General features: G+C 42.1%; 14 protein-coding genes. 10 read left to right on the top strand and 4 right to left on the bottom strand.

What is annotated here, in order from left to right; genetic code table 11:
• Positions 1-23 precede the first annotated feature (23 nt).
• A complete protein-coding gene (locus tag ACO0KW_RS11240) occupies positions 24-563 on the top strand; it encodes an SRPBCC family protein (RefSeq protein ID WP_423053168.1) in 540 nt (179 codons plus the stop codon).
• Positions 564-641: 78 nt separating this feature from the next.
• On the opposite strand, the gene putP is transcribed toward ACO0KW_RS11240, so the two are convergent.
• Positions 642-2,123, bottom strand: a complete 1,482-nt coding sequence (gene putP / locus ACO0KW_RS11235; RefSeq protein WP_423053167.1) for a sodium/proline symporter PutP — start codon at positions 2,121-2,123, stop codon at positions 642-644.
• A 510-nt stretch (positions 2,124-2,633) separates the two neighbouring features.
• On the opposite strand from putP, the gene ACO0KW_RS11230 reads away from it, so the two are divergent.
• The 3 genes from ACO0KW_RS11230 (at position 2,634) to ACO0KW_RS11220 (ending at position 5,679) form a co-directional block, all read left to right on the top strand.
• On the top strand, positions 2,634-3,257 hold the full coding sequence (locus ACO0KW_RS11230; protein ID WP_423053166.1) for a hypothetical protein: 624 nt from the start codon (positions 2,634-2,636) through the stop codon (positions 3,255-3,257).
• A gap of 108 nt (positions 3,258-3,365) precedes the next feature.
• Positions 3,366-4,607: a DUF3419 family protein gene (locus ACO0KW_RS11225; protein WP_423053165.1), complete on the top strand. Its 1,242-nt coding sequence runs from the start codon at positions 3,366-3,368 to the stop codon at positions 4,605-4,607.
• A 298-nt stretch (positions 4,608-4,905) separates the two neighbouring features.
• Positions 4,906-5,679: a 5'-methylthioadenosine/adenosylhomocysteine nucleosidase gene (locus tag ACO0KW_RS11220; RefSeq protein ID WP_423053164.1), complete on the top strand. Its 774-nt coding sequence runs from the start codon at positions 4,906-4,908 to the stop codon at positions 5,677-5,679.
• Positions 5,680-5,995: 316 nt separating this feature from the next.
• On the opposite strand, the gene ACO0KW_RS11215 is transcribed toward ACO0KW_RS11220, so the two are convergent.
• From ACO0KW_RS11215 to ACO0KW_RS11205, 3 genes are read right to left on the bottom strand one after another with little or no spacing between them, the layout of a single operon-like run.
• Entirely contained in the window at positions 5,996-6,823 is an 828-nt protein-coding gene (locus tag ACO0KW_RS11215) for a LytR/AlgR family response regulator transcription factor (RefSeq protein ID WP_423053163.1), read from the bottom strand.
• 56 nt (positions 6,824-6,879) lie between these two features.
• The gene (locus ACO0KW_RS11210) at positions 6,880-7,758 is read right to left on the bottom strand and encodes a sensor histidine kinase (RefSeq protein WP_423053162.1); all 879 of its coding nucleotides are present in this window, start codon (positions 7,756-7,758) and stop codon (positions 6,880-6,882) included.
• Position 7,759: 1 nt separating this feature from the next.
• Positions 7,760-8,173, bottom strand: coding sequence for a hypothetical protein (locus tag ACO0KW_RS11205; RefSeq protein ID WP_423053161.1), 414 nt, complete (start codon positions 8,171-8,173; stop codon positions 7,760-7,762).
• 356 nt (positions 8,174-8,529) lie between these two features.
• Between ACO0KW_RS11205 and ACO0KW_RS11200 the strand changes: the two genes are divergently transcribed.
• The 6 genes from ACO0KW_RS11200 to ACO0KW_RS11175 all read left to right on the top strand — a co-directional run bounded on the left by ACO0KW_RS11200 (position 8,530) and on the right by ACO0KW_RS11175 (position 15,051).
• The gene (locus ACO0KW_RS11200) at positions 8,530-9,063 is read left to right on the top strand and encodes a hypothetical protein (RefSeq protein WP_423053160.1); all 534 of its coding nucleotides are present in this window, start codon (positions 8,530-8,532) and stop codon (positions 9,061-9,063) included.
• A 72-nt stretch (positions 9,064-9,135) separates the two neighbouring features.
• Positions 9,136-9,468 carry a DUF1840 domain-containing protein gene (locus ACO0KW_RS11195; RefSeq protein WP_423053159.1) on the top strand — a complete coding sequence of 111 codons (333 nt, stop codon included), beginning with the start codon at positions 9,136-9,138 and terminating at the stop codon, positions 9,466-9,468.
• 4 nt (positions 9,469-9,472) lie between these two features.
• Positions 9,473-10,369, top strand: coding sequence for a lysophospholipase (locus tag ACO0KW_RS11190; RefSeq protein WP_423053158.1), 897 nt, complete (start codon positions 9,473-9,475; stop codon positions 10,367-10,369).
• Positions 10,370-10,427: 58 nt separating this feature from the next.
• Positions 10,428-11,858, top strand: coding sequence for a 16S rRNA (cytosine(967)-C(5))-methyltransferase RsmB (gene rsmB, locus ACO0KW_RS11185; RefSeq protein ID WP_423053157.1), 1,431 nt, complete (start codon positions 10,428-10,430; stop codon positions 11,856-11,858).
• A 308-nt stretch (positions 11,859-12,166) separates the two neighbouring features.
• Entirely contained in the window at positions 12,167-12,691 is a 525-nt protein-coding gene (locus ACO0KW_RS11180) for a DUF4390 domain-containing protein (RefSeq protein ID WP_423053156.1), read from the top strand.
• Between the two features lie 41 nt (positions 12,692-12,732).
• On the top strand, positions 12,733-15,051 hold the full coding sequence (locus tag ACO0KW_RS11175) for an ATP-binding protein (protein WP_423053155.1): 2,319 nt from the start codon (positions 12,733-12,735) through the stop codon (positions 15,049-15,051).
• Positions 15,052-15,128: the final 77 nt, after the last annotated feature.

The following is a 15,128-nucleotide window of genomic DNA, read 5'->3' as shown; positions in this document are numbered from 1 at the left end:
AAAACACACACTCTGGAGTAATTATGCGCATCTTAAAACGTATTCTGATCGGCCTGCTTTTCTTCATCGTCGTAATAATAGGATTGGCCTACCTGATGCCCAATCACTACGGTGTGATGCGCAGTATTCATATCAATACCAGTCCCGATAAAATTTACCCCTTAATTGCCGCCCCTAAAGAATGGAAGAAATGGTCGGTCTGGAACCAACGTGATCCGCAAATGGAAATGTTATTTGCCGGACCTGAAACTGGTATGGGTGCCAGCTGGGATTGGAAGAGTAAAAGCCAGGGTAATGGTGGTATGAAATTTACCCGCGTCGCACCAAATCAAGTCATCAATTATGAATTGAGTTTCGAGGGTATGGGGAAACCATCGAGTGGCGCACTGACCTTAGAGCCCGAAGGCGGATCGACCAAAGTCACTTGGTCTATGGTCGGTAGCAGCGAAGGAAACTTCATGATGAAATTATTCGCGCCCTTCATGGACAAAATGGTGGGACCTGATTTTGAAGATGGGTTAAAGAATCTGAAATCCGTCGCAGAAAAATTACCACAAAATTAGCTCTGGTAGACGCAAAAAAAATGGCGGGAAAGTTTTCACTTTCCCGCCATTTTCTGTTTACTATTGACGATCAGATAATCATGAATGCGTTTGCGCACGCATAGTCGCAAATGCCGCTTTCATCTTTTCTGAAGCAGGTGCACCAAATTTGCTGCCTATCCATACTGCTAAGCAACCAAGGAAGAAACCTGGCACCAGTTCATACAAACCAAACCATTTGAATTCACCCCACACCAACACCGTCAAAGCACCCACAAACATGCCTGCCAAGGCACCATTGCGGTTCATAGCAGGCCAGACTAGGGAAAGCAAGACCACTGGTCCAAATGCGGCACCAAAACCTGCCCAAGCGTTGCTGACCAAACCTAGCACACTACTACTTGGATTGGCCGCGATCGAAATCGCAATCACAGCCACCAGTAACACCATCATGCGACCAAACCAGACTAGTTCAGTCTGCGAGGCATTTGGACGGAAAAACGGTTTATAAAAATCTTCTGTCAACGCCGAAGAACACACTAACAACTGACAGGACAAAGTACTCATTACCGCAGCTAAAATTGCGGATAATAAAATACCGGCGATCCATGGATTAAATAAAATTTGCGATAAAGAAATGAAGACTGTTTCTTTATTCGCTGTCACAGCACCGGCTTGATCTGGGTGCATCGCGAAATACGCGATACCAAAGAAACCCACAGAAATCGCACCAAGCAGACACAAAATCATCCAAGTCATGCCGATACGACGCGCCTTTTTGATCGTGCCAAAGTTTTCCGCTGCCATGAAACGCGCCAGAATATGTGGCTGCCCCATATAACCCAAGCCCCACGCCAATAAAGAAATTATCCCAATGAAAGAAGTACCGCTGAATAAATCGGTGTACTTAGGATTGATATTCTGAATCACCGTAATCGCTTCACTAAAACCACCAACGTGCATAATCACCATGACTGGTGCTAACAATAAAGCAAAAATCATTAAAGTCGCTTGCACCGTATCAGTCCAGCTCACCGCCAAGAAGCCACCGATAAATACATAAATAATCGTTGCAGCTGCACCCGCCCACAAAGACACGTTATAGCTCATACCAAATGTTTCCTGAAACAAGCGTGCACCCGCCACCATGCCAGAAGCACAGTAAATCGTAAAAAACACCAAGATCACGATTGCAGAAATTACCCGCAATAACTTGCTGGTATCTTCAAATCGATGGGTAAAATAATCTGGCAAAGTTAGCGCATTATTCGTCAATTCGGTATACACACGCAGACGTCCTGCCACCAAATGCCAGTTAAACCAGGCGCCCAATGTCAAACCGATCGCAATCCAACTTTCTGAAACACCAGAAAAATATAAAGCACCCGGTAAGCCCATCAGTAGCCAACCACTCATATCCGATGCACCCGCACTCATCGCCGTGACAAAAGCACCAAGGCTACGACCACCTAAAATGTAATCCGATAAATTATTCGTAAAACGCCAGGCGGCAAAGCCTATGCCTAACATCGCTAATATGTAAATAATGAAGGTGATGCTGGTAGGGTTACTAAAATCCATCTCCGTATTGCCTTTCTTTTTAATAGTTTTGTGTATTCTAGGACATCGATGCTAAATCATTGATAGACGGTCACCGAAAGAGAATTACAGGGGTAAAGAAGAACGCAGTATCGCTCAAGCCTGCTAATCTAACAAGGATAGAAAACCCTGAAATTGCCCGCAAACTAAGACTACAGTTTCAAGCGGCAGTTCCAACATTGATTAAGCAAAAAGATAAGTAAATACAAAGTCTTAGTCACGCGCAAAAATAACAACTATTCTTCTTAATTTCTTCTAAAAAGTATCTGGTAATTTTGAAAGAATGATTTAAGTAAATTATTTTTTAGAACTTTATGACAATAAATCACTCTAATACACACTTAAAATAAATTGCTCCGCCTTCTAACGATTTGATGTATCTATACAAAACTTCACACTGAGTTTCAAATTCAAACGCAATAAATAAGCAAACAGCTCAAGAACTACTTTAATAAATACGTCAGCGATAAATTTCACAATATTCAAAATTCTATGCAAATAAATCGCTTTGACCGACTCCTTACTCTATTTATCATTCTGCTCGCCCATAGTGCCCTGATCGTGGTGTGGCAAAGCACAAAATCAACTTTCGACAACGTGCGCAATACCGACAAAATATTACTGTTCATCGCTATCCCAAAAATCAGCTCTGTTGCAATAGTCAGTTCAGCACAGCCAGTAAAAAAAGCCTTATCACGGTCCCCTGTTAAAGCTACAAATATAGAAAAACCTCGTACCTCAGCAGCAATTACTAGTGCACATCAAACAAGTACGAACTATTCTGCGCCCGAGATAAACTCTCCGGTGGCGCCCTTACAAAAAGATATCCGAGACTTAAGTATGAGTTTGAAAGACGATTTCGTAAGACAAGAAAAGAACTTTCGGCCAGAACAAAAGAGCTTGAATGAAAACATGAAAAAATTTTCTAATGCGATGTCTGATGCTGCCCAAATCCCGAGAGAAGGCGTCATTATTGAAAAGAAATTTGCCTATGATGGCCGGCCAGTCAGTAAAGTTAAGACGCCGTATGGCACCTATTGTGTACGGCATCCTAAAGCGGGAGAAAAATTAGAACTATCGCCACCACCACTTCCTGTAACTTGCGGACAACTATAAAAAGACATAGAAATAAACAGCACCCAAGGGTTAACAATTGTTGTCATAAACCTGTCACTTGATCAGCCTAGAGTAGTCCTATTTTCAGCAAACTCTCAGGTGCTCTTCATGAATGCTAAAGCTTTCTTCCATAGCAAAACTAATCTTAACGCATTCAAGACATCCTACTTAGATGCCTTTTTAGCGCGACAATTTTTTTCCAGTTCCAAGAAAAAAAATACGCTGATTCAATCCCAAACTTGGGCTGATAGTCATATTGATTTGCTGGCGCTCGACCTCAAACCTACTGCGAATATTGTCACCATCGCTGCTGGTGCCTGTCATGCCTTGGCCTATCTCAGTAGCAAACCAGCCGCGATTCATTGTATCGATGAAAACTCTGCGCAATTGGCTCTACTAGAAATCAAAGCCAAGGCCTTAATTCATTTACCTGATTACGATGCCGTCCTCAAATTCTTGGCACAGCCACATCAAAGCGACAATCTAAAGCGTTATCAACGTCACTTGCGCGCCAATTTATCTGATTCAGCTAGTCATTACTGGCAAAAACGTAATCTGCTTGGACGCCCACGCTACTATGCCTTCAGTAAAAATTTACAAGAACATGGTTACTACAACACCAGTTTACGTGCCTTACGATTTCTCTTAATCCAATTAGGTGCACGCTTTGATCGATTGCGGCAAGCAAGTGATTTAGCACAACAAAACTACCTCTTTGAACAAGATATTTTGCCCGCACTGCAAAACAAAGGTTTTCTATTCCTGATGCGTCGTCGTTTCATATTGAATCAACTGGGCTTTAATCCAAATCAAATCAATAAACTTAAAAATACAAAACAACAAGCCAATCAAGCTGAATTGTCGCAGCTCTTAATACAAAGATTACGACGCTTACTTTGTGATTTCAACATTACTGAAAACCATTTCGCACAGCAAGTGATAGGAACAACTTACAAAATCCAACAACAACAAAGCTTGCCTCTATATTTGCAAAGAGATGTTTTTCCACAATTGCGCCAATACGCACACCGAATTTATCCACATCAAAATCGCTTGATCGATTTCCTGCAACAACAAAGCCCTCAATCAGTTGATGCATTTGTCCTACAAGATCATCTCGACTATTTAGGCTCAGAAGACATACAGAACCTATGGCAACAGATTAATCGCTGCGCTGCACCTGGAGCGAAGGTATTAATACGCAGCCTGGGTACACAACTGCCCTTACCCCAAATCGTCTTTCAATCTGAATACGCGAGTTGGCAAACGAATTCGCTGCGTAATAAAGAATTACAAAGCAAAGATCGATGCGCCCTGTATGGCTCCTTATTTGTTTTAGAAAGAAAATAAAAATAAAAACAGAATATAAAAACACTACAAAAGTCTGTGGATAAGTCTTTGTATATCTTGAGGAAGGTATGTGCAAAACAACCTGAGCTTTCCACAGCCAAAATCTTATGCAGAATCTATTCTTTTTCTGTACAAGCATTGTCCTAGACTTTATCCTTGGCCTAAACCTTTGATTTCATTTTAGTAAACGTAGTTATCCACAAAAATCAGCGACGTTAACTACTACTACTATGTATATATATACCTTATGTATACAAAACAAAGCTGCTTTCTTTATTCTTCATTTTTTTAAAAGCACATGTCTATTTCAATCAAACCTAACACCACAGGCTTAATCTTCGCTATGCGCGAAGAACAAGAAGGATTGCAAGCTTTAATCACTGACCAAGAACTTCATCACTTTGCTAAACGGACATTCATACAAGGCAATTTATGGGGGCATCCCGTAGTCATGGTCTTAGCCGGTATAGGAAAAGTTGCTGCTGCCAGCACAACCAATCTCTTAATCCATCATTTTCACGTGGCTCAACTGCTTCTAAGCGGCGTTGCAGGCGCTGCTGATGCAAGATTAAAGGTGGGAGACATCGTGATTGCTCAAGAGCTGCTACAACACGATATGGATGCATCCCCCCTGTTTCCGCGTTTTGAAATTCCCTTAAGCGGGAAATCACGTTTCTTAGCCCCACCAGATTTATACCTAGAGCTACAAAATGCGACTCAAGCGTTTATCGAGGAAATACAGCAGCATTTCTCTCCACAACAAATTCAAGAGTTTCAATTACAAAAAGTACAGATGCACACTGGCCTAATAGGCAGTGGTGATCAATTTATTCACGACAAGCAAGTATTGGGTAATTTAAAACGGGTGCTGCCTGACTTACTCGCTGTAGAAATGGAAGGCGCAGCAATTGCCCAGGTATGTGAAGAACACGCACTGGCGTTTGGTATCTTAAGAACAATTTCGGATAGTGCAGATGAAACCGCGCACATCGATTTTCAAAGTTTTGTAAAAAACGTTGCTGCGCCGTATACCTTGGGAATTTTGAAAAAGTATTTTGAAAATAAGAACTAATAAAGCAAATCCACAACAAACGAAGAATAAATATTAAATTATTTTTTGTGGATAAAGCTGTGGATAAGCTTTGCAGATTATGTGTAAAACCATCTCACTTATTCAAGTCAGAAAACTTATACAAAAATTGTTGAGTTCTCATACAAAGATTTTCCGCCTACTTATGTTTTTTCTAAAGCCTTGATTTTAGTGTGTAATTTAGGCTTATCCACAAAATTCTTTACCGTTAACAACTACTACTATTCATATATATAAACTTATTCAATTAAAGGAAAAAAACATATTTTATCGACTTTAAAAAAGCTGCTGAAATAATTCACATTTGTTGAAATAAATGGGTATGATTGCGGCTCACTTCGAGTTTTTCAGGAGAACCTTTTAAACCTAGCATCTGTCGACCACGAAAATCACGCGTCACTTCGGCGATAGCACTAACCCGCACCAAAGTCGATCGATGGATACGCCAAAATTCTTTAGGATCTAATTCATCCTCTAATTCTTTTAACGTTTTACGAATTAAAAATTCAGTTTGTTCTGTTTGTACCAAGGTATATTTTTCATCAGACTTAAAAAATAAAATTTCTTTGGTGCTGATCATGCGCAAACTATTGCCCACACTAGCTTGTATCCAACGTAGATATTCTCTCTGTTGAGCTTGTTGCTGTTGCATTAATTGCGTTAATAATTGTTCGACTTGTTGTGATTGTTTGAGATCTTTTGCTTGTTCTGATGGCGGTACAGCAGGTTCAGCTAATGCAAAATATTCAGAATTTTTTTCGGTTAATCTTTGTTGCAGACGTAGGCAAGTTTGTTGTAATCGCTCGATATCAATAGGTTTTAATAAATAATCCATCGCACCACGTTCAAAAGCTTGGATCGCATATTCATCGTAAGCAGTAACAAAAATAATAAGCGCTTTTTGAGCCAATTGACTAGCTGCCTCAATCCCATTTTTTCCAGGCATACGAATATCCAGAAAAATAATATGTGGATGATGTAGTTCTGTTTCTTCAATCGCCAAAATGCCATTTGCGGCTTCAGCGACAATGTTAAGTTCCGGCCAAACTTGTTTCAATTTACTACGCAAATGTGCACGCATCGGTGCTTCATCATCAACAATCATGGCGGTAATAGGGGTCATCATTTTGTTTTTTTAGTCGAATTAATTTGATAAAAATAATGCCATTGAGCTTACTTAAGCTACTGAACGTCAGGAATATGCAAAGTCAATTTAGCGCCACCAGTTTCTGGTACTTCAATGATTAAACTCGCTTTGACGCCATACAATACTTTTAAGCGTTCACGAATATTGCTAAGACCAATTCCATCGTCCGCATGCAAATCAAAACCGATGCCGTTATCACAAACTTCCACTTGAATTTCACCTTCACCTTGACGCGCAAGGATACTGATATGGCCGCCATCGGTTTTAGGTTCTAGACCATGTTTGATTGAATTTTCCACTAAGGTTTGTATCATCATGGATGGGAATGCAGCATGTTCAAGTGCTACTGGGCATTCAATTTGATACGTTAAACGCTCTTGCATACGCGCTTGCATAATATTCAAATAAGCACGCGATAACGCCAATTGTTGTCCAAGTTTTCCACCACCTTGTTCGCGGATTTGCGGCAATGCTGCACGTAAATATTTGATTAAATGTGTATGTACGATGGAAGCCTGATGTGGATCAGTTTCAATCAACTGACCAATTAACGCTAAGGTATTAAATAAAAAATGGGGTTCGATCTGGGCTTGTAAAGTTGCCATTTCAGCTTCCAATACACGACGTTCTAAAGCTTCAACATCGGCTCTGGTGGAAGCATCGCTAGCAGCAATTTCAGCGCGACGCTTACCGCCGGCCAAACTCTTGATCATGATGGAGGCAAATACCAATAAAGGTAATAAACTTCCTAAACCTAAAATACCACCGATGATCATCGCCAACACAGAAACAAATACGAGGTAGCTCCAAGAGATCACCGCTAACCAGTCAAAAAATCTCCACCAAAATTCTTTGCCCGTTTCTGCTACATCCAGCATGAATAAGAGAACTTTATTTTTATCGCCCGCATCCATCTTAGCTCTCCTCATCCGGTTTTTTTTCTGCTGTTTTTTCTGCAAATTGCTCTGTCGTTTGTTTCATCGTTTGTGCTTGGGTAACGTGATCTTCTTTACCGATAAAGCATTTCAATAATAAAGAACCAATCACCAACCAGTTTGCAAGTGCGTGTACCGATAAAAGTCCGCCAATGATTAAAGTCAATAAGCAGGCAAGAAACAATTTTCCCCATGAGACATCGATAATCCATTCAACATAGTGTTGCCAAATGTATTTGGCAGTTTCTGTTACGTTCAAAACGAATTCGAGGACAGGGTTTTTGGTCGTTGAGTTCATGGTCTTGCTCCTTGTATGTGATGAATTTTCTGCCGTGTTTTCTGTAAAATTTGTCGTACTCGTATCCAATGAGATTTGTTTTTCTTGATCTGACATTTCGTTCTCCTCTCGGTGCTGTTTAAGTGTGATTCGGATTTGAATTGCTGTTTGTATGGATACACAGTAGCACCGAGAAAAAAACAGCTCTAGCGGTCTGCGATTAAGCGCATAAACGTATAGCTCAAAGGTAATTTCACGCGATAAGTGGCGGCCGAAATGTTCACTCTTCATTAAGAAAGCCTGTTTTTGTGCTTTTCTAGTGATAAATGCAGATTGCGCGGGATTTTGATATGAGTTAGCAGCGGGCTTGACCTACAATGGAGCCTAACCATGAAATTGAGCTTTGTGCCTAGATAAATGTCTGCAGAAATGTCAGCAGTAGTATTTATACAAATAGTAGAAAGAAATAGGGAATGAAGAAGTATTTTAGATATTTACTGATACTGATTACTTTATTGGGGATCAATGCCTGCACACCTAAATTCGATTGGCGCGAATTTAGAAGCCAGGATGCGCCCATCATCGCCCTTTTTCCAGGTAAACCTGCCAGCCATGTCAGAGAAGTTGATTTGGATGGTATCAAGGTGAATTTACATATGACCGCGGCGGACGTGAATCAAATTAGTTTTGCGATTGCCTATGCCAAAATTGAAGATAAATCTGTAGATCAACCCATGTTGTTGGCGCAACAACAACGAGCATTAAGTGCCATGCAAGCTGGAATGCTAAAAAATATTCAAGCTACGATCACGCAGCCAACACCGACGGATGCGCCTAAAAATACGATTACGGCCATTGGAAAATCGCAAAATGGGCAAGCCATAAAATTAGTCGCCCGTTTTACGCAACATGGGCCTTGGATTGTTCAAGCGGTCATGCTTGGTAATGACAAAGCGTTTACACCTGAAGTCATGGATATGTTTTTTGGTTCACTGAAATTCAATTAAGTACCACTCTAAAAATTGTGAGTGCTGTATAAATTGTGAAAACTATTTAGTCTGTTTTTTTAATGAGTGATTATGTTAATTATTTTTAAATCCAAAGCTGCTGCTGAAGTCATTATGTATAAAGAACATATTGCTGTGGTATTAGAACTTCTAGAAAAAAAAGTGGACAGGGGAGTCATTACAGCTTCCGAGATTCCGGGCGCGATTGCGCAGATAGAAAAGCTGATAGAAGAAGATAAGAACCAAAGAAAACTTCAGGAAAAAAAAGAAGAAGATGATGACTTGGATGAATTTGAAAAGAAAAAGAAATTGGATACTGTGACTTTATCAGCGCGTCTATTCCCATTGCTAGAGATGCTTAAGGCGGCGAGTAAAGAGCAAACTGACATTTTGTGGGGTGTATAAGACTATGACTGCGCACGTAGAGCATACGGAGGAATTCTTTTTAGAAACCCAAGATGGTACCTCTCTGTTTGTTCGTGATTGGCCAGTGCAAATTTCACTGCATGATTCTAGGGATTCATCAGCGAACGTACCTGGTATCGTGATCATGCATGGTTTAGGTGAGCATTCCGGACGTTACGTTCACATTGCCAGATTTTTTAATGCTTTAGGTTTTAAGGTTAGAAGTTTCGATCAGCGTGGACATGGGCAATCATCTGGTGGGCGCGGTGATATTCCCGATTCGGATGCAATTTTGCGCGATACACGTTTAGTAATCGCTGATTTTTCTAAGCAATTGCAACAGCCGCCATTTGTTTTAGCACATAGTATGGGCGGTTTATTTGCTACTCGTTTTGCTTTAGAGGGACTCACACCATTAAGTGGTTTGATTTTGTCGTCCCCAGCGTTTTCCGTTCGCACCAGTTGGCTAGAAAAGTTCCTCTTTAAAATCAGTCGAAAAATAATCCCGCATCTAGGGGTTGGGCATGGTACCAACGGACGCTATTTATCGCATGACAGTGAAGTTGTCGCTGCTTATCAAAATGACCCTTTAGTGCATGCTCGGATTAGCGCTAGTCTATTTCAAAGCATGCTAGATGCGATGCAATATGTAAAAGCGCACACGACAGAATTAAAAACACCTACACTTTTGTTGATAGCAGATGGCGATTTGGTTGTGAATCCCCAAGGCACAAAGAATTTTTCGACAAAATTAAATGCGAGTTCTCATGGGCATTATCTGAAAACCCAAATTTATCCTGGTTTCTATCATGAAGTCTTTAACGAATTGGAAGCCTTACAGGTTTTTGAAGACGTTAGAATTTGGTTAGAAGAAAATGATTTTATGCCAGCGCCGCAGTAATCAGTGATAACTAATCAGTGACAATAATAAATAAGTAAATTAAGTATCGGAAATTGAGATGGTTGAATCTAGTAGAAAAATTTTGACGCGGCCTGAACTCAAAAAAGCTAAGTCCGGTGTCAATAAAAATCAGTCCAGAGTGCACACCAAAGAATCTGTAAAACCTAAAGCACCCGACCCAGAAACCTTAACAATCAAAGCAGATTCATTAGCGTTTAGTTTGGTGGGTGCAGCACAAGCGGTTGCCTATGTATTGGAAGGTGTCGCATTACCGCAAGCGCTATCTAGAGTATTTACGCAGATGGATGCCAGCCCTCAGGCTAGAGGGGCGATGCAAGACATCGCTTATCGAACCATGCGTCAAGTTGGACGCGTCGATGCCTTAATCGCATTGATGACCAGCAAACCACCAGAACCGCCACTGCTCTACGGTTTAATGTGTTGCACACTTACTTTGTTAGCGACAGAAAATGTCGATGAAGCGCCGTATGACGATTTTGTGGTGGTCGATCAAGCTGTGAATGCCGCCGCATCCTCACCGAATATGGTGTTTGCGAAAGGCATGGTTAATGCGGTGTTACGCCGCTTTCTGCGTGAAAAATCAGAATTATTACCCGTCGTTTTAAAACAGGCTGCAGCACGTTGGAATTATCCACAATGGTGGGTTGATCAATGCAAAACGGCTTATCCACAAAATTGGCAAGAAATTTTAGCGGCGGCTGATACGCCGCCACCGATGACTTTACGCGTGAATCAGCGCTTAAGTACTGTCGAAAATTATATACAGCTATTGCAACAAGAACAAATTGAAGCGAGTCAAATAGGACCGTTTGCCCTACGTTTGCATAAACCGGTGCCAGTCCAGAATATCCCTGGGTTTTCTAGTGGCGTGGTATCAGTACAAGACGCTGCAGCGCAACTTGCTGCGGTTTTATTGGATGTACAAGATGGACATAAGGTGTTAGACGCCTGCGCCGCGCCAGGCGGTAAAACCAGCCATATCTTGGAGTTGGCTAAAGTCGACTTATTGGCGCTGGATGTTGATGCTAAACGTTTAGAGAAAATTCATGAGAATTTGGCGCGTTTACAATTATTCGCGACAATTAAAGAAGGCGATGCTAGTTGGTCAAACTGGTGGGATGGACAACAATTCGATCGCATTCTCGCTGACGTCCCTTGTACGGCTTCTGGCGTGGTTCGTCGTCATCCTGATATCCGTTGGTTACGCCGTAAGACTGATGCAGCACAATTAGCAGTTACGTCCAGTAAGATTTTGGATAATTTGTGGCGTATGTTAAAACCTGGTGGAAAATTATTATTAGTAACCTGTTCAATCTGGCCCATTGAATCAGAAAAGCAAGCACAAGACTTTGTGGCGAAACATGGTGCAATCCGCCTGGATGCCCCGGGTCAATTATTACCAACGTCGGATATCAACAACGAACATGATGGTTTGTTTTATGCCTTATTCCAAAAACCAGCGGCGTGAACTTTGTTTCAAGTTATGATGTCAACAACATAGGATTTATGCAAAAAAGTTGCTGACGTCGGGGTGTTCGCATAGCCTTACTGTCTTCAGCTCTACGCCTAGCTTGCGCAATTTTGCGTAGATCCTATGACACTCGTGTCGAGTGTCTTTTTCTATTGCTTGGGTTGCGGAAGTAATAAAAATTGATACAGTTTACATGTGGTTTATCTTGGTTGATTGAGGACTCTCTAGTATTTTAAATGTTCATCCGTTTGATCCACTTTTCGCGATCGTTATTCTTTGCATGGGCGCTGATGTGTTTTGCGCCCATGCTGTTTTCATCCGCCCCTGCACAAGCGAATGGGGTGGAGGTGATGAATGCGAAATTAGAAAGCACCGATGAAGGTTATCGTGTTTTCGTGTCGTTTTCGTTTGAACTTGGACCCGATTTAAAGAGCGCAATTAACGAAGGCATACCGGTTTCATTTACTGCCGAAGTTGAAATTAATCGTCCGCGTTGGTATTGGTTTGATGAAAAAACTATACGCTCATCGCAAACCGTTAAAATTCAATATGACCTCTGGCGTCGCCAATATACGGCGGCTGTGAATGGGGGTCTAAAACAAAATTTTAATAGCCTAGAAGAAGCCATGGCTCTGGTTTGGCGTCCACGCCGGTGGTTGGTCGCTGAAAAAAATGTCTTGAATCCAGGTGCCATTTATAACGTCGGGGTACGTTTGAAGTTAGATAGTAATCAGTTATCAAAACCGATGTTAATTACGTCGTTTAGCAATAGTGACTGGCGTTTGGCCTCCGATTGGAAACGATTTACCTTCAAGGCTGACGACAAGTGACGAGATTTTTGCGGCAAGGTTTAGTCGTTGGCGGCGTTCTGATGAGCGTCCTTTTATTTATCTTGATGACGGCGACTGAAAACTCCAGTCGCTTTCGCGCCATCAATGAAAATCTTCCCTTACTGTTAATGGCGAATGCGGTGGTTGCGTTTGGCCTGTTGGCGATGGTCACCGCCCTGCTATGGCAACTTATACGTCGTTATCGTCAACGTGAATTTGGTTCGCGGATTATGACGCGCTTGGTGATTTTATTTGCCTTAACTGGCATATTGCCTGGTGCACTCATTTATCTCGTGTCAGTGCAGTTTGTGACGCGTTCAATAGACTCTTGGTTCATCGTTAAACTTGATCCCTTACTGAATTCGGGCGTTAATCTTGGGCACACAGCTTTGGATTACACCTTGAAAGACCTAGAAGGTAAAGCCCGCAGTATGGCGAATCAGCTGGCGGATGTGGCAGATAGTGCGATGTCCTCTTCATTGCCAATCCGATTGTCACGCTTACGCGAGCAAATGCAAGTTAAAGAAGCGACCATCGTGAGTAATCGCGGCCGGGTCGTCGCGACGACCAATGAATTTCCAGGGGTATTAGTGCCTGAATTGCCCACCGCTGGAATGATACAAACCGCGCGGGCTGAAGGTAAATATTCTCAATTTAGCAGTCATGTTGACCACACTGGTGAGGATGCTACACGTAATTTGTTCACCGAAGCGCATCAGAACACCAATCCTGAAAACGGCAGTCAAGAATTTTTACGGGTCATTATTCCTTTGCAATCGACGGGCGTCGATTCTCGTTTTCAAAAGGAAAGTCATTATTTGCAGGTGATTCAGCCAGTACCAGATTTATTAGATACGCAGGCGAAAGTATTTACGAATGCGATTGCTGAACATCGCGAGCGTTCGTCTAGTCGTAACGGTTTAAAGAACATGTATCTGGTGACGCTAACCCTTCTTTTGTTGTTCGCCATCTTCGGTGCAATTACGGCAGCGTTCTTTATTTCCGGTGAACTTGCCCGTCCCTTGTTGTTATTGGCAGAAGGTACCAAAGCGGTGGCAGAAGGTAATTTATCCCCGCGTCCAATAACGACCACCTCGGACGAATTAGGAAGTCTCACGCAATCGTTCAACACGATGACGCATCAACTATTTGAAGCCCGTTCTGCGGTTGAACAAAACCGCAATGAGCTTGAAAATGCGAAAGCCTACCTAGAATCAGTTTTGGGCAATATGTCAGCAGGTGTGATGGTGTTAGATCAGAATGCGTGTTTGGTCAGTTGCAATCATTCGGTAGGGCGAATTTTACGTCGTGAGTTGGAGAAAGAAATTGGCCGGCCGATTTCCGAGATTCAGGGATTACAAGTTTTTGCCGCCGCTATCGACAAGGCCTTTTCCGAGCAGCATGCGCAATCTGCTGGTGGACCAGAGCAGGAACATTGGCAACAACAGATCGAATTGCCTAGTTCGGTATTTGAAGGCATAGGCGAAGCTAGTCACATCGGCTTTAACACTGAGGAAGATAAGGGAGTGACCTTATTGGCGCGTGGCTCACATTTGCCCGTCGACTCACAGGTTGGTTTTGTCATCGTGTTTGATGATATTACAAATATTATTTCTGCACAGCGTTCGATTGCCTGGGGTGAAGTCGCGCGACGACTGGCCCACGAAATTAAAAATCCGCTGACGCCAATTCAATTATCTGCTGAGCGCTTGCAAATGAAGCTGGTGGATAAATTAAATGAAGTAGATGCACAGTTTCTCAATAAGAGCACAACTACGATAGTAAATCAGGTGACTTCGATGAAGCGCATGGTCGATGATTTCCGGGACTATGCAAAAATTCCGCAAGCAGTTTTATCAAAGATCAATCTGACAGCCTTAATTGATGATGTTTTGCATTTATACTTATCCGGCGATGGGCGCGATATTATTCATTTGCAGATTGAATCTGATTTACCTTTAATTATGGGGGACGCGACGCAGTTACGTCAGGTCATACATAATTTATTACAGAATGCGCAGGACGCAGTGAGTGAGCATGTAAGAGCGGGTCAGGCGCCACGGATTGATGTGATTGCCGAGATTGTGCATTATATTGGTGCCGATAAAACTGAACGATTGGCGGTACGTTTGTCAGTGATTGATAATGGCCCTGGATTTTCAAATAAAATATTGGCACGAGCCTTTGAGCCATACGCCACGTCAAAGCCTCGCGGCACTGGTTTAGGCTTGGCGATGGTGAAGAAAATAGTTGATGAGCACGGTGGTAAGATCGATATTCAGAATCGAACTGATTCAAACGGTGCCAAAGTTTCGATTTTGCTGTTAAAGTTAGCACCGGATGTAAATACCCCAGTATGATTCGGGGTTTTATCTCATCAAGATCAAGAGCTTCCTTAGAGAAGAATGACATCACGTATATATCGGAGTAGGGGTTT

The organism is Undibacterium sp. Ji22W (assembly GCF_049340305.1).
Classification (GTDB): Bacteria; Pseudomonadota; Gammaproteobacteria; order Burkholderiales; family Burkholderiaceae_D; genus Undibacterium.
The sequence above is the reverse complement of the archived record's forward strand: the minus strand, read 5'-3'. Positions and strand labels throughout refer to the sequence as shown.

What these genes read in the sequence shown, in the direction of transcription:
- ACO0KW_RS11240 (WP_423053168.1), top strand. Translation starts at nt 24, where the DNA reads ATGCGCATCTTAAAACGTATTCTGATCGGCCTGCTTTTCTTCATCGTC.
- ACO0KW_RS11195 (WP_423053159.1), top strand. Translation starts at nt 9,136, where the DNA reads ATGTTAATTATTTTTAAATCCAAAGCTGCTGCTGAAGTCATTATGTAT.
- ACO0KW_RS11190 (WP_423053158.1), top strand. Translation starts at nt 9,473, where the DNA reads ATGACTGCGCACGTAGAGCATACGGAGGAATTCTTTTTAGAAACCCAA.
- ACO0KW_RS11200 (WP_423053160.1), top strand. Translation starts at nt 8,530, where the DNA reads ATGAAGAAGTATTTTAGATATTTACTGATACTGATTACTTTATTGGGG.
- ACO0KW_RS11210 (WP_423053162.1), bottom strand. Translation starts at nt 7,758, where the DNA reads ATGGATGCGGGCGATAAAAATAAAGTTCTCTTATTCATGCTGGATGTA.
- ACO0KW_RS11215 (WP_423053163.1), bottom strand. Translation starts at nt 6,823, where the DNA reads ATGATGACCCCTATTACCGCCATGATTGTTGATGATGAAGCACCGATG.
- ACO0KW_RS11180 (WP_423053156.1), top strand. Translation starts at nt 12,167, where the DNA reads ATGCTGTTTTCATCCGCCCCTGCACAAGCGAATGGGGTGGAGGTGATG.
- ACO0KW_RS11175 (WP_423053155.1), top strand. Translation starts at nt 12,733, where the DNA reads ATGAGCGTCCTTTTATTTATCTTGATGACGGCGACTGAAAACTCCAGT.
- ACO0KW_RS11225 (WP_423053165.1), top strand. Translation starts at nt 3,366, where the DNA reads ATGAATGCTAAAGCTTTCTTCCATAGCAAAACTAATCTTAACGCATTC.
- ACO0KW_RS11230 (WP_423053166.1), top strand. Translation starts at nt 2,634, where the DNA reads ATGCAAATAAATCGCTTTGACCGACTCCTTACTCTATTTATCATTCTG.
- putP (WP_423053167.1), bottom strand. Translation starts at nt 2,123, where the DNA reads ATGGATTTTAGTAACCCTACCAGCATCACCTTCATTATTTACATATTA.
- ACO0KW_RS11205 (WP_423053161.1), bottom strand. Translation starts at nt 8,173, where the DNA reads ATGTCAGATCAAGAAAAACAAATCTCATTGGATACGAGTACGACAAAT.
- ACO0KW_RS11220 (WP_423053164.1), top strand. Translation starts at nt 4,906, where the DNA reads ATGTCTATTTCAATCAAACCTAACACCACAGGCTTAATCTTCGCTATG.
- rsmB (WP_423053157.1), top strand. Translation starts at nt 10,428, where the DNA reads ATGGTTGAATCTAGTAGAAAAATTTTGACGCGGCCTGAACTCAAAAAA.